General features: G+C 35.1%; 20 protein-coding genes. 18 read left to right on the top strand and 2 right to left on the bottom strand.

The window, feature by feature from the left end; all coding sequences use genetic code 11:
- Positions 1-4 precede the first annotated feature (4 nt).
- Complete coding sequence (locus tag C7D53_RS07475) at positions 5-691, bottom strand: hypothetical protein (RefSeq protein WP_106915778.1); 687 nt, start codon at positions 689-691, stop codon at positions 5-7.
- Between the two features lie 391 nt (positions 692-1,082).
- Between C7D53_RS07475 and C7D53_RS07470 the strand changes: the two genes are divergently transcribed.
- Positions 1,083-1,451, top strand: coding sequence for a hypothetical protein (locus tag C7D53_RS07470; RefSeq protein WP_106915777.1), 369 nt, complete (start codon positions 1,083-1,085; stop codon positions 1,449-1,451).
- Positions 1,452-1,486: 35 nt separating this feature from the next.
- On the opposite strand, the gene C7D53_RS07465 is transcribed toward C7D53_RS07470, so the two are convergent.
- A complete protein-coding gene (locus C7D53_RS07465) occupies positions 1,487-2,125 on the bottom strand; it encodes a hypothetical protein (RefSeq protein WP_106915776.1) in 639 nt (212 codons plus the stop codon).
- 153 nt (positions 2,126-2,278) lie between these two features.
- Here C7D53_RS07465 and C7D53_RS07460 point away from each other — a divergent pair, with 153 nt between their 5' ends.
- The 17 genes from C7D53_RS07460 to hisIE all read left to right on the top strand — a co-directional run bounded on the left by C7D53_RS07460 (position 2,279) and on the right by hisIE (position 16,504).
- Positions 2,279-2,851 (top strand): C40 family peptidase, encoded by a 573-nt coding sequence (locus C7D53_RS07460; RefSeq protein ID WP_106915775.1) that lies wholly within the window; start codon positions 2,279-2,281, stop codon positions 2,849-2,851.
- A 24-nt stretch (positions 2,852-2,875) separates the two neighbouring features.
- Positions 2,876-3,202 carry a LytR/AlgR family response regulator transcription factor gene (locus C7D53_RS07455; RefSeq protein ID WP_106915774.1) on the top strand — a complete coding sequence of 109 codons (327 nt, stop codon included), beginning with the start codon at positions 2,876-2,878 and terminating at the stop codon, positions 3,200-3,202.
- Between the two features lie 109 nt (positions 3,203-3,311).
- The gene (locus C7D53_RS07450; RefSeq protein ID WP_106915773.1) at positions 3,312-3,683 is read left to right on the top strand and encodes a DUF2255 family protein; all 372 of its coding nucleotides are present in this window, start codon (positions 3,312-3,314) and stop codon (positions 3,681-3,683) included.
- A gap of 111 nt (positions 3,684-3,794) precedes the next feature.
- Positions 3,795-4,433, top strand: coding sequence for a methyltransferase family protein (locus tag C7D53_RS07445; RefSeq protein ID WP_106915772.1), 639 nt, complete (start codon positions 3,795-3,797; stop codon positions 4,431-4,433).
- Between the two features lie 83 nt (positions 4,434-4,516).
- Positions 4,517-5,329 carry a 2,3,4,5-tetrahydropyridine-2,6-dicarboxylate N-succinyltransferase gene (locus C7D53_RS07440; protein WP_106915771.1) on the top strand — a complete coding sequence of 271 codons (813 nt, stop codon included), beginning with the start codon at positions 4,517-4,519 and terminating at the stop codon, positions 5,327-5,329.
- A 31-nt stretch (positions 5,330-5,360) separates the two neighbouring features.
- A complete protein-coding gene (locus C7D53_RS07435; protein ID WP_106915770.1) occupies positions 5,361-6,530 on the top strand; it encodes a glycosyltransferase family 87 protein in 1,170 nt (389 codons plus the stop codon).
- A 5-nt stretch (positions 6,531-6,535) separates the two neighbouring features.
- Positions 6,536-7,465, top strand: a complete 930-nt coding sequence (locus tag C7D53_RS07430) for a glycosyltransferase family 2 protein (protein ID WP_106915769.1) — start codon at positions 6,536-6,538, stop codon at positions 7,463-7,465.
- A 1-nt stretch (position 7,466) separates the two neighbouring features.
- Positions 7,467-8,243 carry a polysaccharide deacetylase family protein gene (locus tag C7D53_RS07425; protein ID WP_106915768.1) on the top strand — a complete coding sequence of 259 codons (777 nt, stop codon included), beginning with the start codon at positions 7,467-7,469 and terminating at the stop codon, positions 8,241-8,243.
- Positions 8,240-9,337 carry a glycosyltransferase family 4 protein gene (locus C7D53_RS07420; RefSeq protein ID WP_106915767.1) on the top strand — a complete coding sequence of 366 codons (1,098 nt, stop codon included), beginning with the start codon at positions 8,240-8,242 and terminating at the stop codon, positions 9,335-9,337. Before C7D53_RS07425 ends, C7D53_RS07420 begins: the two co-directional genes overlap by 4 nt.
- 250 nt (positions 9,338-9,587) lie before the next feature.
- Entirely contained in the window at positions 9,588-10,445 is an 858-nt protein-coding gene (hisG, locus tag C7D53_RS07415; RefSeq protein ID WP_106915766.1) for an ATP phosphoribosyltransferase, read from the top strand.
- Between the two features lie 11 nt (positions 10,446-10,456).
- A complete protein-coding gene (hisD, locus tag C7D53_RS07410) occupies positions 10,457-11,734 on the top strand; it encodes a histidinol dehydrogenase (RefSeq protein WP_106915765.1) in 1,278 nt (425 codons plus the stop codon).
- Between the two features lie 2 nt (positions 11,735-11,736).
- The gene (gene hisC / locus C7D53_RS07405) at positions 11,737-12,768 is read left to right on the top strand and encodes a histidinol-phosphate transaminase (RefSeq protein WP_106915764.1); all 1,032 of its coding nucleotides are present in this window, start codon (positions 11,737-11,739) and stop codon (positions 12,766-12,768) included.
- Positions 12,765-13,859 (top strand): bifunctional histidinol-phosphatase/imidazoleglycerol-phosphate dehydratase HisB, encoded by a 1,095-nt coding sequence (hisB, locus tag C7D53_RS07400; RefSeq protein ID WP_106915763.1) that lies wholly within the window; start codon positions 12,765-12,767, stop codon positions 13,857-13,859. Before hisC ends, hisB begins: the two co-directional genes overlap by 4 nt.
- Positions 13,860-13,862: 3 nt before the next feature.
- Positions 13,863-14,447 (top strand): imidazole glycerol phosphate synthase subunit HisH, encoded by a 585-nt coding sequence (gene hisH, locus C7D53_RS07395; RefSeq protein WP_106915762.1) that lies wholly within the window; start codon positions 13,863-13,865, stop codon positions 14,445-14,447.
- Positions 14,444-15,166 carry a 1-(5-phosphoribosyl)-5-[(5-phosphoribosylamino)methylideneamino]imidazole-4-carboxamide isomerase gene (hisA, locus tag C7D53_RS07390; protein ID WP_106915761.1) on the top strand — a complete coding sequence of 241 codons (723 nt, stop codon included), beginning with the start codon at positions 14,444-14,446 and terminating at the stop codon, positions 15,164-15,166. Before hisH ends, hisA begins: the two co-directional genes overlap by 4 nt.
- On the top strand, positions 15,159-15,911 hold the full coding sequence (gene hisF, locus C7D53_RS07385; protein WP_106915760.1) for an imidazole glycerol phosphate synthase subunit HisF: 753 nt from the start codon (positions 15,159-15,161) through the stop codon (positions 15,909-15,911). Before hisA ends, hisF begins: the two co-directional genes overlap by 8 nt.
- Entirely contained in the window at positions 15,908-16,504 is a 597-nt protein-coding gene (hisIE, locus tag C7D53_RS07380) for a bifunctional phosphoribosyl-AMP cyclohydrolase/phosphoribosyl-ATP diphosphatase HisIE (RefSeq protein ID WP_106915759.1), read from the top strand. The genes hisF and hisIE overlap by 4 nt, the downstream gene beginning before the upstream one ends.
- Positions 16,505-16,708: the final 204 nt, after the last annotated feature.

The raw sequence follows: 16,708 nt of genomic DNA, 5'->3' as shown, positions 1-16,708 counted from the left end.
TGTATTATAAAGTTCTTGAGCGTGATACCGAAAGAAGATAGACCAAATGGGCATACATATTTCTTTTTACAGATTCTAACTTAATTTCTCCGGTTGTTGGGTTGATCGTGGCTACCAGATCAGCTGTGCATTGCAGTCCGCCCAGAGAGGCACTTGCCAGATAATTAGAGGTGTTGGTATTTGGATATGAAATTCTTGGGTAATCAGGGACAGGCTGGTTGGGGATGGGCGAGTTTCCTGTGAACCCCTTATTGTCAACGTATCGGGCACTCCATACGCCTGAAAATTGTCCATTTGAGATATTGATATTTTGTCCCACTACAATTTTGGTATCTACCGGAGTATTAAAACCGGCACATGAACTGTAATGATTCAGGGAAACTATACATGACGAAGCATTATCTGTAGGCTGGAAACATTTCCCTTCATAAATTGTAGATCTTTGTTCTGTACCGTTTGTAGAAGTATTAAGTATCGCTTTTGGAGAGAAAACTTCCTCCGGAGACATTAAACTGAATGTACCATCAGTACCCGCTGTAACAATCTTTTGTTCTGTATTTGACAGGTTTCTTACCCTTACCGATCCATTAATATCCAACGTGCTTGTAGGTGTTGTAGTATTTATTCCTACTTGAGCGCTCGTATAGCTGCAAAAAGCAAGCGCTGTCAAAAAAAAAGTCTTTGTTTTCATGGTGTAATTTGAATGTCGTTTATATTTTTCACTAAGGTAAGAAATATGTATTGATAAAGAATAAAAAACTTATTAAATCTATATTATATCGTTGTATTTAAAGTTAATTCAAATTATTAATGAAAAATTTAAACTATTCAAATGAAGTATTAACTCAATGTTCAGGCTTCTTGATTTTAAAGGAAAAATATTTGTATTTTAGCCAAAATATATTAGTTTTTAATAAACATATTGGGCACTAATTAAAATTCAGATAATTTGAATTAAAAAATTAGTAGATTTGCACGGAACAAAAAAATAATAAATAATAAGCTCATTCTTTATTGCATTACTTTTTAAAATAGATGTAATGAAGAATAACATGATTTTTAGGTTATAAACTACTGAAACTATGAAGAAACTTTTTTTACTTTTATTAACGGCATTTTTATTTATCGGTTGCAGCTCTGATGATGAAACGATCTATGATTATATAGGAACATGGTCGGGAACATATGAAGGAGGAGATAAAGGAGTTTGGAATTTTGTGGTAGACAATACCGGTAAAGTGTCCGGAACAATGCATTCCGATGTTAGTAGTGAAAACTACAACATTTCCGGTAATGTAAGTAATACAGGAGATCTGACTGGAACAGTAGGACTTCCGTCAAAAGGAGATTTTAAAGGAAAACTCAATCCGGATAAAAAAGGAAACGGAAGCTGGGGTAACTTACTTCCGACACCTGCACAATACGGGACCTGGAAAGGAGAAAAGAAATAAAAATAGAAAGTCTGCAATTTTGCAGACTTTTTTATTTATACAAACCCCATCTGGAGAATTTCATTGTTCTCATTCTTTACTGCCACAAAATAGAGTAGTAAATCATCCTTTCCAAAATACTCTTTAAAAGAAAGCTCTTTGTTTGTATTCAATAAGATTTCTTCTTCAGCAGATTCTGTCATCAGATTTTTAAAATCCGGTTTTATGGTAAGAATAACGGCTTTATTGGGTTCATGGTTTTTACTAATTAAAAGAACCTGATTCTTGATTTGAACATTAGCCGCTACATTTTTTATCGTTCCAAATTGAAATTGCCTAAGAAGCTTCTTCCCATTCTCAGTTTGTAAACCATTTTCTACGGTTCGTTTTCCCCGCTCAGAGACTGTATCTAGGTCCTTGATTTCTGTCATCAGTTTTGCAAACTTCTGGTAGAGGAGGGGATCCCCGGCTTTTTTAATGTAAATATTCAGACTGGACCTAATGATCTTTCCCACTTTGGAGCAATGCCCAAATTCAGAGCTGTTTTGCCTTACCTTTTCATAGGAGGGATTCTTCTTAAAAGCCGTTTTATTGAAACCGCTTTTCTTCCGAACCACATTTTTCCCATTCAGATTATAAAAAACAAGGTCGCCTACAGCCCCCGTGATCTTGATTACACTTTCATATGTTGCCATATTGTAAATATTGAACTCAAAGATAGCAATAAATAATGTAAATCAAAATTTTAACATATATTTATCATATAGTTGTAGTATAGTTTTAATATAATTAAAATATAAAATGTATATTTGTCTATCAATTCTTAATTAGGTAAAAATCAGAGGAATATGAGAACGGGATTATTTGAAAATAGAATAAGCATAAAGCAGCTGTCTGTATTACTGATTGCGTCTGCTTTTGTAGTGTCCTGCGGGAGTTCGAAAAAAGTTTCTTCCCATAAAAAAACAGGAAATAAAACGGTTGTAAAGTCAGAAAACCTTAGAAAGCTGGATTCCAGATTTGACGGTAAGGTTCCAAGATCCATCAATGATATTTTAAAAGATGCCGAAAAATATATTGGAACACCTTATAAATTCGGAGGAAATACATCATCTGGTTTCGATTGCTCCGGGTTTACCGTAAAAGTGTTTGAAGAAAACTCATTCAACCTTCCAAGAAGATCTTCCGATCAGGCTGAAGCCGGAAAAAACATTGATATTACAGATGTAAAGCCTGGTGATTTATTATTTTTTGCAACCGCAGGAGGAAGCCGGGTTTCTCACGTAGGAATTGTTCATGACATTGGTGCCGATGGTGAAGTTAAGTTTATTCACGCTTCTACATCCAAAGGAGTAATCATTTCATCATTGAACGAAAAGTACTGGAACAAGGCATATCTTCATGCTCAACGTGTTTTGTAAAAAAACATATAATGATAAGCTGAAATGGAGAACCGAACCTTTGCCTTTGTTAAAACAGATAAGAAGCTGATAAAGCTTTTCTATAAAGATATTACGATTATCAAAGGTTTGGGCAATTATGTAGAAGTTCTAACCCTGTGCGGAAAAAAATATGTCTATTATAAAGCCCTCAAAGACCTTATTGAAAGCCTGCCTGATGAATTTATGCGGGTACATAATTCTTGCATCGTTAATTTAATCAATATCGAATTCTTTGAAGACAATCAGCTGGTATGTGGAGATATGAAAATTACCGTGGCCAAAAGCTATAAGGAATGTCTTACCGAAGCTCTTGGAAAAATGATGCTGTAAAAACAATTCACATCAATAAAACATCTATCCGCATCCTGTTTCTGTCTCTGTACATAAAAAAGTTTTTATTCAGATTCTCTTATCATAGTTTTACAAAAAACTTATTAAAATGAATAAAAACGAAGTACTGAATCATATCAAAACAAATAACCTTATCGGAATCAAAGCCGGATCAGAAAGACCTGATTTCCTGGAAATATGGATGGTAGTTGTTCAGAACAGAATATTTGCCAGATCCTGGGGACTTGCTGAAAGAAGCTGGTACAATACTTTTTTAAAAGATCAAAATGGACAGATCCAATGTGGAAATACAATCATTAGTATAAAAGCAGTAATTCCTATTGATAACAATGAGCTTACAAAGGAAATTAATCAGTCCTATTTGACAAAATACAATATAGGAAGGAACAGTAAGTATGCAAAAGGTATTGTTCAGGAAAAACATGTTGAAAGAACAATGGAATTTATTATTTGTGATTAGATTCATGCATTTATGATTGACTGAATAATTCTTTTAGTCCGTTTGATATTTTTTAAAGCATCCTTTCTGCGTTGAAGAAAATCATTGCAATAGCATTGCATACCAAAAAAGATGAATTTTGTCAAAAACTTTTATGCCATGACAGACTTTATCAGATTTTTTATTCCACTTTATTTTATCCTGTTTTTTCTTGTTTCATTTGTAGGAATTAGTTTTTCCGTTGCGAAAAGAATCGGCAAGAATCACAATGTTCTTCCTAAAGATGATTCTGCTTATGGACTTATAGGCAGGTATTTTAAGCTGACTTTATTTTTCATGTTTCTATATACAATGCTGCTGCTTTTATTCCCTGATGGGGTATTACAGATATTTAGAATAAGCTTTATGAAGCATGATTTCTTTCTGTATTCAGGTGTAATCCTGATGATTATAGCCTTGGTTTGGGTTTTTACAGCTAAATGGCAGATGAAGGATTCCTGGCGGATAGGAATTGATAATGATTCCAAAACCAAACTTGTCACTCAAGGTCTTTTCAGATTTTCAAGAAACCCTGTATTTCTGGGAATGACTGTGAGTCTTATAGGTTTCTTTTTGGCTTTCCCTACAATAATTGTCTTGATATTTTTGCTGATTGGCAGTATTTTAATGCAAATTCAGATAAGGCTGGAGGAAGAGTTTTTACTGAAACAACATGGGCAAATATATCTTACCTATAAAAAGAGCGTAGGACGTATGCTGAGCCTTTACTAAAAGCATCATGTTTGAAACCGTTTTGATGAACTTTTTTGTATCTTTGGCCGGTATAATTTTTCAAACTAATTTAAATAAGAAACATGTCGTTACAACAAACTATTGAAAACATTTGGGATAATAGAGATCTATTACAAAATGAAGACAGCCAAAAAGCGATTAGAGAGGTTATTTCTTTATTAGATTCCGGAGAACTTCGTGTAGCTGAGCCTACAGAAAACGGATGGCAGGTAAATGAATGGGTGAAGAAAGCAGTAGTAATGTATTTCCCGATCCAGAAAATGGTAACTATTGAGGTAGGTCCATTTGAATTTCATGACAAAATTCCTTTAAAGAAAAATTATGCAGAAAAAGGGGTAAGAGTAGTTCCTCACGCTATTGCAAGAGAAGGTTCTTTCGTGGCTTCAGGAGTAATTATGATGCCATCTTATGTAAACATTGGTGCTTATGTAGATTCAGGAACTATGGTAGATACTTGGGCAACTGTTGGAAGCTGTGCACAAATCGGTAAAAACGTTCACCTGAGTGGTGGTGTTGGTATCGGTGGAGTATTGGAGCCATTACAGGCTGCTCCGGTAATTATTGAAGATGATTGTTTCATTGGTTCAAGATGTATCGTTGTAGAAGGAGTTCATGTAGAAAAAGAAGCTGTATTGGGAGCCAATGTTGTATTAACAGCATCTACAAAAATTATTGACGTAACAGGAGATACGCCAATCGAAATTAAAGGAAGAGTTCCTGCACGTTCTGTGGTAATCCCTGGAAGCTATACAAAACAGTATCCTGCTGGAGAGTACCAGGTTCCATGTGCATTAATCATCGGTCAGAGAAAGGAATCTACAGATAAGAAAACATCTCTGAATGATGCATTGAGAGATAATAATGTAGCTGTTTAAGATTCAATTTTTAAGCTAATACCACACAATCTTGAAAGAAAAATTTCTTAAAATACTTTTAAACCCTAAATATATATTTGGGGTTTATCTTATTATATCGGTTGTTACCGCAATTTCCAAATACCTTAGAGGAGATTATGCGATCAATAATTATCTGATCTTCAAAAATGTATTCTTTAATACCATCCATCAGAAGAATTTATTTATCCATTATCCTGAACTTTATTTTGATTTAAATCATTACGGGGTTTTCTTTAGTGCATTGATTGCTCCGTTTGCAATGATGCCAGACTGGTTGGGCATTTCCCTTTGGAATATTGGTAATACCTTTATTTTTATCTATGCAATTCATAAACTGCCGTTTTCAGATTCCAAAAAGGCTATTTTTGGATTATTATGTCTTCAGGAGTATATTACAGCGGCTTTAAGCTTGCAGTTTAATGTAGCTCTTACAGGTCTTTTATTATTGTCTGCAGTGTATATCTACGAAAAGAAAGAAGTAAAATCCGTAACGGCCATCTTAATAGGAATATTTGTGAAAATCTACGGAATTGTAGGGCTTACACAGTTTTTCTTTATTAAAAACAAAACTAAATTCATTCTTTCAGGAATTGTTATTGCCGCAGTATTTTTTGCGCTCCCGATGGCGTATTCGAGCCCGAAATTTGTAATTCAGTGCTACTCAGATTGGTTTCAGTCGATTGTAGAGAAGAATAGCGAAAATCAGGTGCTTGGAAATATGCAGGATATCTCATTGATGGGGTTTGTCAGAAGAATTTTAGGGGATGCTTCCATTTCCAATCTTGTATTTTTGGCATTTGGATTACCCCTTTTTGCTCTGCCTTACATCAGAATTAAGCAATACAAACATTATGCATTCCAATTAATGATTCTGGCCTCAACATTACTGTTTTTAGTATTGTTCAGCTCCAGTTCAGAATCTCCAACATACATCATTGCTGTGGTGGGAGTTTTGATCTGGTTTTTTCTGCAAAAAGAAAGAACGCCTCTCATTATCGGATTGCTTGTTTTTGTTATTATTTTTACCTGTTTTTCAACTTCGGATCTATTTCCGAAATTTGTAAAAGAAAATTATATCATCAAATATTCCTTAAAGGCAGTACCTTGCATTGTAATTTGGCTAAGGGTAACCTACGAACTTTTAACCAAGGATTTTGATAAAAATTACAGCCTGAATTAATAAATATGAAGAAAATTTCAATTGTAATACCCGCCTATAACGAAGAAGGAAACGTAGCCATGATTCATCAAAAAATCAAGGAGGTTTTTGACGGGCTAAGCAACTATGACTTTGAAATCATATTTGTAAACGATGGAAGTAGAGACAATACCCAGCAAAAGCTGGAAGAACTTTCCAATACATATGATGAAGTAAAATTTATCGAATTTTCCCGAAACTTTGGTCACCAACCTGCTGTAAAAGCAGGAATGGATAGTGCTCAGGGAAATGCCGTGATCTCTATGGATGGAGATCTTCAGCATCCACCGGAACTTATCCCGGAAATGATAAAAAAATGGGAAGAAGGATATGATGTAGTCTTCACAGTAAGAACTTATCCCAAGGAAATTTCTTATTTTAAAAGAAAAACATCAGATCTTTTTTATCAACTATTATCAAGCCTTTCGGATGTTAATTTAACAAAAGGAGGCGGTTCAGATTTTAGACTGATGGATGCCAATGCCGTTGAAGTAATGCGTAAATTTAATGAAGATGATTTATTCCTGAGAGGATTAACAAGCTGGATGGGATTCAAGCAAATCGGAATAGATTTTACGGCGGCTGAAAGACTCTATGGAAGCAGCAGTTATAATCTTAAAAAGATGTTTACCTTTGCATTTACAGGAATCACTGCGTTCAGTGTAAAACCTCTTTATCTTGCTGCTTATCTGGGTTTCTTGTTTTCAGCAATCTCAATTATCGGTTATGGAATTTATGTAATTCATTCCTTTATAGCCCACACAGAAATTTCAGGTTGGGCATCCTTAATTATGACCATCGTGTTCTTTGGAGGACTTCAGCTGATTATCCTGGGAATCATGGGGATTTATTTGGGTAAAATCTTTAAACAGGTGAAAGACAGACCTAATTATATTATTAAAAACAAAAATTTTTAAAATGGTTTTATTGAGTTTTGACATTGAAGAATTTGATATGCCATTAGAGTATAAGGGTGAAATTCCCTTTGAAAAGCAAATTTCAATTTCGCAGACAGGACTGGAAAGGATCTTGAATATCCTTAAAAAATATAATGCAAAGGCTACCTTTTTTTCTACAGTAGTCTTTGCAGAAAATAGCAAACACCTTATTGAAAGGTTGTTGAATGAAGGGCATGAGCTAGCCTCTCACACTTGGTTTCATTCAGAATTTGAAGAAAAACACCTTAAAGAATCAAGAGAAAAACTGGAAGAACTATTTTCAACAAAAGTTACAGGATTAAGAATGCCAAGAATGATGCCCGTCAACGAAAAAGAAGTTGAAAAAGCAGGATATTCCTACAATTCTTCCATAAATCCTACATTTTTACCGGGAAGATATAATAACTTAAAAGTATCGAGAACCTATTTTAAAGAAGGAAACGTAACACAGGTGCCGGCATCCGTGTCTCCCAACTTCAGGATTCCTTTATTCTGGTTAAGTTTTCATAATTTTCCCCTGTCATTCTACAAAAAACTGGCTGCCGATACCTTGAAAAAAGATAAATATCTGAATATTTATTTTCACCCTTGGGAATTTGCAGAAATTAAGGAAGAAGCCTTTAAACTGCCAGGATTTACAGTAAAAAACTCCGGAAAAGATATGGTAGAAAGATTTGACTCATTTGTTGGCTGGTTGAAAGACAAAGGACATACATTCGGTACATTTCAGGAATTTCAAAAACAAATACAACGATGAAGATTGCCTTTGACGCAAAACGTTTTTTTCACAATACGTCCGGCCTGGGCAATTATTCAAGGGATCTTGTAAGAATTCTATCCGAGTATTATCCGGATAATGAATATCTGCTGCTTAATAAGAACAAATCTGAGCGCGGAAAGGATATTCTGGAACGTCCCAATGTTACATTTATTGAAACCTCCAAAGGAAATCTTTCCAGACAGTTAAAGATGGGTAAAGACGCCCAAAAGCAAAGTGCTGATATTTTCCACGGTTTATCGGGAGAACTTCCTTTGAAATGGGACCAAAAACCTATTAAAAAGATCGTTACCATTCATGATCTGATATTTGTAAGATATCCACAGTATTACTCTTTTTTTGATAGGAAAATACACCTATGGAAGTTTAAGAAGGCAGCGAATATGGCTGATAAAATCATTGCTATTTCAGAACAGACGAAAAGAGATATTGTTCAGTATCTAAATGTTCCTGAAAGCAAGGTTGAAGTCATTTATCAGGGTTGTCATAAGGCTTTTAAAGAACATCAGTCTGTAGAATTTATTCAGTCTGTAAAAGATAAGTTTAAGCTTCCGGAAAGATTCATTCTGAATGTGGGAACTATTGAAGATCGTAAAAATCTGCTAAGTGTGGTAAAAGCAATTAGCGGAACCGAAATTCCAATGGTAGTTGTAGGCAGAAAGACAAAATATTATCAGAAAATTGAGAAATTTCTGAAAAAAAATAAAATGGAAAAACAGATCATATTCCTGGAAGGAGTTTCTATGGATGAACTGGCTGTAATCTATAAAGTAGCAGATATTTTTGTTTACCCAAGCTTCTTTGAGGGCTTCGGAATACCCATTATTGAAGCTCTTTTTTCTAAAACTGTAGTGGTTACGAGCAACACAAGCTGTCTTCCAGAAGCAGGAGGAAAGGACTCTGTTTATATTGATCCTAAAAATGATCTGGATATCAGAGCTAAGATCAAATTTCTCTGGGACAATGAATCTGAAAGAAAACGCCGTGAGGAAAAGGGTTTTGAGTTTGTTCAGAAATTTAATGACGAGCCAATTGCTAATGAATTGATGAATCTTTATCAAAAAATTATCTAAAAAAACTTTGCATTTTAAAAATAAATCCTACATTTGCATCACAATTCAATACAATGAAACCAATATTTTTAGCATTACATCATTATTATCATCATCTCTGTTAGGCGGAATTGATTGATATATGTGTATGCTAAAATCAAAAATAATTAAAAACCGTCTGAGTAAATAGACGGTTTTTTTGTTTCCTGAATTCACCTCAGAAATCTTCAATAGATCAGTTTTTATTTACTCGGACTCAACAAAAGACGAAATGAGTAAATTAAAAATTGCGATCCAAAAAAGCGGCCGGCTTTATGAAGAATCCCTACAACTCCTTAAAGACTGTGGAATCTTCGTCAACAACGGAAAAGATCAGCTCAAGGTTTCCATAGATAACTTTCCGATGGAAATCATGTATCTCCGAAATTCAGATATTCCACAATACCTTGAAGATGGAGTGGTAGATATTGCCATTGTAGGTGAAAATCTATTGATCGAAAAACAGAAAAATATTGAGATTATTCAGAAGCTTGGATTTTCAAAATGCAGAGTATCCATCGCTGTTCCAAAAGATATTGAAACTGATGATCCTGCCTATTTTCAAGGCAGAAAAATTGCCACTTCTTATCCCAATACCCTTAGAAACTTTTTACAAAAAAAAGGAATTACTTCAGATATTCACGTTATTTCAGGCTCTGTAGAAATAGCCCCAAATATTGGTCTGGCAGACGGTATCTGTGATATTGTAAGCTCCGGAAGTACTTTATTCAAAAATGGATTGCGAGAAACAGTTACGTTACTGAAATCAGAAGCTGTTTTGGCTCAGACACAGAAGTTATCACCAGAAAAAATTGTAATCCTAGACAAGTTTTTATTTAGAATTAAGTCTGTTCTAAAAGCAAAAAATTCAAAATATATCCTGATGAATGTTCCTAATGATATGATTCAAAAGGTAGCGGGAGTACTTCCTGTACTGAAAAGTCCCACTGTTATTCCATTGGCAGAAGAAGGGTGGAGCAGTATTCATTCTGTGATTGATGAAGAAAGGTTCTGGGATGTTATTGACGAGCTGAAAGATAACGGAGCGCAGGATATCTTAATTATTCCAATTGATAAAATGGTTATTTAAAAAAAATACAAATGAAAATATATAGATATCCACAACAGGAAACCTGGGCTGACTTGGTAAAGCGTCCAACTTTTGAGCAAAATGAAATTTCGGAGTTGATTGCTGAAATTTTTAAGGAAGTTGAAATTAAGGGAGATCAGGCTTTAATAGAGTTCAATAAGAAGTTTGATAAAGCTGAGACAGAGAATATTTCTGTTACAGACGCAGAAATTGAAAAAGCAGAAAGCCAGATTAGTGATGAATTAAAAATGGCAATTCAGGAGGCAAAGGAGAATATTTCTAAATTTCACACCTCTCAGGTTCCTGAAATTGAAAAAGTTGAAACTACAAAAGGTGTTGTTTGCTGGAGAGAGAATAGAGCCGTTGAGAAAGTGGGAATCTACATTCCTGGGGGAACAGCCCCTTTATTTTCAACAGTATTAATGCTTGCGGTGCCCGCCAATTTAGCGGGATGTGAAGAAATTATCCTTTGTACACCACCAGATAAAAACGGTAATGTTAATCCGGCAATTCTGTATGCGGCAAAGCTTTGCGGAGTTTCAAAAATCTTTAAAACAGGTGGTGCGCAGGCTGTTGCTGCTATGGCTTTAGGAACAGAAAGCATTCCCCAGGTATATAAAATCTTCGGTCCCGGAAACCAGTTTGTTGTGGCGGCAAAAGAATACGCCCAACGATACGGAATAGCCATTGATATGCCGGCAGGCCCAAGCGAGGTTCTGGTGATAGCAGATGAACAGGCGGTTCCTGAATTTTGTGCAGCAGACCTCCTTTCACAGGCTGAACACGGAAGTGATAGTCAGGTTATTTTTCTTACCACCAATCTTAAAGTTTTGAATGAAACGATTGAGTCTGTTCAACAACAGGTCAAAGACTTACCGAGAAATGAATTTGCAAATCAATCGCTGGAAAACAGCAGTTTTATAGTAATGAACAGCCTTGAGGAAGCTGTTGAATTCAGTAATCTTTATGCTCCAGAACACCTCATTTTAGCGATCAATGATTTTGAAAAATACATTCCAATGATTCAAAATGCAGGTTCTGTTTTTCTGGGAAACTACTCCTGCGAAAGTGCGGGAGATTATGCCAGCGGTACCAATCACACTCTTCCTACCAATGCCTATGCAAGGAACTACAGCGGAGTATCTCTAGATAGTTTTGTAAAGAAAATAACATTTCAGCACTTATCCAGAGAAGGACTTCAGAATCTAGGAAAAACTATAGAAATAATGGCAGAAGCAGAAGGTCTGTTTGCCCACAAAAATGCAGTATCAATCAGATTAAAAAAATAAAAATGAACACAATAAGTATCAATAATTTAGTAAGAGAAAATATATTAAAATTACAGCCTTATATCAGCTTCAGAGATCATAATCAATTTAATGATCCTGCCTTTTTAGATGCCAATGAAAGTCCTTTTGGGGAATGTAACCGCTATCCAGATTCCACCCAGAGAAAGCTTAAAAACAGATTGTCAGAACTTAAAAATGTTTCTCCATCACAGATTGCAATAGGAAACGGAAGTGATGAACTGATTGATTTAATCATTAAGATTTTTTGCGAACCTAAAAAAGATTCTATTCTAATGATGAACCCCTCGTTTGCCATGTATGGTTTTTATGCTACCATTAATGAAAACAGGGTTTTACAGATTAACCTGGATGAAAATTTTGACATTGTAAAAGAAGATTTTTTAACAATTATAAAAGAGCAGCCCATTAAGGTTTTCTTTTTGTGTTCACCCAATAATCCCACCGGAAATAGTATAGATGATATTGAATTCTATCTTCAGAATTTTGATGGAATTGTAGTAGTAGATGAAGCTTACATCGAGTTTTCAAGGAAGAAGTCAAGTCTGGAACTTTTGAATAAATATCCTAATCTTATTGTTCTTCAAACCTTTTCAAAAGCATGGGGAATTGCAGGTGCTAGAGTGGGAATGGCTTATGCTTCGGAAGAGATTATTAAACTGATTAATACTGTAAAAGCTCCTTATAATGTTAATGTATTAAGTCAGGATTTGATTTTAAAAACGCTGGAGGAAGAAACTAAGCTTCAGGAGAATGTAAGTAAAATCTTGGCAGAGAAAAATTGGTTACAGGAACAATTTAAGGATGTTGAATGTATTGCAAGGGTATTTCCAACGGACGCTAATTTCTTTTTAATTCAAATGAAAAATGTAGGAAAAGTATATGAAATGATGCTAGAGCAGGAAATTTTAACAAGCAGAAGAGATCCCGCTATTCCGGGATGCATCAGGATTAATGTTGGAAACCGTCAGGACAATGAAAAACTGATCAAACTTTTAAAAACTATATCAGAATGAAAAAAGTACTGTTTATAGATCGGGATGGTACACTGATTATTGAACCTCCCACAGATTTTCAGGTAGATTCACTGGAGAAATTAGAATTTTATCCCGGCGTTTTCCAGAATCTATTCAAAATCGCCAATGAGTTGGATTATGAGCTGGTAATGGTAACCAATCAGGATGGTTTAGGAACTGAAAGCTTTCCTCTGGAAGACTTTTTAAAACCTCACGAAAAGATGCTCAAAACATTTGAAAACGAAGGGATAATCTTTAGTGATATTTTAATAGATAAAAGCTTTGAACACGAAGGTTTACCTACCAGAAAACCGGGTACTGGAATGCTTTCAAAATATATCTATGGAAATTATGATCTTGAAAATTCCTATGTAATTGGTGATCGAGTTACAGATATTCAATTAGCTAAAAACTTGGGATCTAAGGCTATTTTTCTAAACCAAAACTTTAATGAAGAAGTAAGTCTTGTTACTACAGGATGGAATGAAATTTATCTCTTCTTAAAAGCTGGGATGAGAAGAGCCAGAGTATCCAGAAAAACGAATGAAACAGAAATAGATATCGAAGTTAATATTGACGGAAATGGTAATTCTGAAATTTCAACAGGGCTTCACTTTTTTGACCATATGCTCGAGCAGATCGCAAGACACGGAAATATGGACCTTACAATCAAAGTGAATGGAGATCTTGCAGTGGATGAACATCATACTATTGAAGATACAGGAATTGTTCTGGGAGAAGCTATTGTAAAAGCCCTGGGGAAGAAAAAAGGTATTGAAAGATATGGTTTCCTGCTTCCTATGGACGATTGCCTGTCACAGGTGGCGATTGATTTCGGAGGAAGGGCATGGTTAGTTTGGGATGCTGAATTTAAAAGAGAAAAAATAGGCGACGTTCCTACAGAAATGTTCTTTCACTTCTTCAAGTCTTTTACAGATTCCTCAAGATCTAATCTGAACATCAAAGCAGAAGGAGACAACGAACACCACAAGATAGAATCTATTTTCAAGGCATTTGCAAAGGCTGTTAAAATGGCAGTCAATCAATCAGATGCTAATTATGGTTTGCCCTCAACTAAAGGAAGTTTATAACATATGATTGCAATAATAAAATATAATGGTGGCAATGTAAGCTCTGTAGAGAATGCTTTAAACAGGCTTCAAGCGGACTCAGTTATTACAGATGACCCTGAGGTTATCCTAAAAGCCGATAAAGTTATTTTCCCGGGTGTAGGAGAGGCGTCTTCAACCATGAAACTGTTAAAGGAAAAAGGCCTTGATTTGCTTATTCCGAGTCTGAAACAACCTGTTTTAGGGATCTGTTTGGGAATGCAGCTTATGTGCAAAGCGAATGAAGAGGGAAATACTGAGGGAATGGGGATTTTTGACATCAATGTGAAAAGATTTCCACCCAAGGGTTTAGTGCCGCATATGGGATGGAATACTGTTTCAGAGCAGAATTCATCACTATTTTCAGGCATTGAAAAAGAGGATGATATCTATTTTGTACATAGTTACTATTGTGAGCTTTCAAACTTTACAACGTCAGTTTGTGACTATATTCTGCCATTCAGTGCGTCTTTACAGAAAGATAATTTCTATGCGATGCAGTTTCACCCGGAAAAATCGGGAGCCATTGGTCGTCAACTACTTAAAAACTTTATAAACTTATCAAAATGAAGATTATTCCGGCTATTGATATTATTGATGGAAAGTGTGTGCGTTTATCAAAAGGGGATTACAACACAAAGAAAATATACAATGAAAACCCTGTGGAAATTGCGAGAGAGTTTGAAGATTTTGGGATTAAATACCTGCATTTGGTAGATCTTGATGGGGCAAAATCCAAGCACATTGTTAATCAGAAAGTATTGGAGAACATTGCTGGTTCAACTTCGCTTCACATTGATTTTGGAGGAGGATTGAAGACAGAACAGGATATAGAAATCGCATTCAATTCAGGTGCAAAGCAGATTACCTTAGGAAGTATTGCTGTTCAGGATCCTGAGTTTTGCTACCGCGCTATCGAAAAGTATGGTCCGGAAAAAATTATCCTTGGAGCAGACTGTGAGAACAGGAAGATTAAAACCTCGGGATGGCAGGAGGAAAGTAATGAGGATATTCTTGATTTCATTCTTCAATATCAGGAAAAAGGAATTCAAAGCACCATTTGCACTGATATTTCAAAGGACGGAATGCTTGAAGGTCCCTCAACCGGGCTGTATATTGAGATTTTATATAAAACCTCAGTTCAGTTGGTGGCAAGCGGTGGAATTTCAGGCATTAAGGATGTTCATAAAATGAAAGATATCGGCTGCTCCGGGACTATTATCGGGAAAGCGATTTATGAGGGAAAAATAAGCCTCCAACAACTTCAAAACTTTATTGAAAATGCTTAAAAAAAGAATTATTCCGTGTCTGGATATTAAGGACGGCTGTACGGTAAAGGGAATCAATTTTGAGGATCTGAAAAATGCAGGAAATCCTGTAGAATTGGCAAAAAAATATGAAAAGGAAGGTGCTGATGAACTGGTTTTTCTTGATATTACGGCAACCCTGGAGGATAGAAAAACATTTGTAGAATTGGTAAGAGATATTGCGAAAGAGTTAAGCATTCCTTTTACCGTGGGTGGTGGTATATCGTCTATTGAAGATGTCAGAAAACTTTTGGAAGCAGGAGCAGATAAAATTAGTATCAATTCTTCTGCAGTGAAAAATCCCAACCTTATTTCAGAGCTGGCCAATGAGTTTGGCAGTCAGTGTATTGTAGTTGCTATCGATACCAGGTTGGTAGAAGAGGCTGATGTTGTTCATATTAATGGAGGAAGAAAAGCTACAGAACTTACTACTGTAGAATGGGCAAAGCAGGCCGAAAAATTGGGAGCAGGTGAAATTCTTTTAACCTCCATGGATGGTGATGGAACAAAAAATGGGTTTGATCTTAGAATTACGAAGCTGGTTTCAGAAAGTATAGGTATTCCTGTCATTGCTTCCGGAGGTGCAGGAGGAACAAATGATTTTGTTGAAGTATTCCGTGAAACCAAGGCTACAGGTGCATTGGCTGCCAGTATATTCCATTTTAATGAAATTGGGATTCAGGATTTAAAAAAACAATTAAAAACTCAAAAAATAGAAGTACGATGAACATTAATTTTAATAAAGACAATGGCCTTGTTCCGGTAGTAATTCAGGACAACAGAACATTACAGGTTTTGATGCTGGGCTATATGAATGAAGAAGCATTTGAAAAAACAAAAAACGAAAAAAGAGTTACTTTTTTCAGCCGTTCCAAAAACAGATTATGGACAAAAGGAGAGGAGTCCGGTAATTTTTTAGAAGTAAAAAGCATAGATATAGACTGTGATCAGGATACCATACTGATTAAGGTCATTCCAACAAATGTGGTTTGCCATACAGGAAGTTTCAGTTGCTTCGGTGAAAAAGATCCCAAGGGGTTTTTATATGAATTGGAAGAAAAAATATCTCAAAGAATTGATGATAAAGTAGAAAGTTCTTATACATATTCTTTATATCAGAAAGGAATGAATAAAGTAGCTCAAAAAGTAGGTGAGGAAGCCGTAGAAGTTGTGATTGAGGCTAAGGATAATAATGATATACTCTTTAAAAATGAAGCTGCAGATCTTTTATATCATTTTCTTATTCTATTGAAAGCAAAAGATTTTTCACTGGAAGAGATAGAAAGAATTCTTCAGGATAGAAATAAAAAAAGCCTTTGAAATTTTTCAAAGGCTTTTTTGGGTGAAAATAATACGTTATATCTTGTCATTGTGATTTAATAAATGATTGTAAAGTGATTTTAATAATTAAAATATGTTTTATAAATTAAAATGACATGTAAATGAGCTGTATTTTTGATTTTGTGTTTTTAAAATGGGTAGTTTTATAACGAATTAATAAAACCAAACATTAATTAAAACACT

Source organism: Chryseobacterium aurantiacum, assembly GCF_003020585.1.
Classification (GTDB): Bacteria; Bacteroidota; Bacteroidia; order Flavobacteriales; family Weeksellaceae; genus Chryseobacterium; species Chryseobacterium aurantiacum.
The sequence above is the reverse complement of the archived record's forward strand: the minus strand, read 5'-3'. Positions and strand labels throughout refer to the sequence as shown.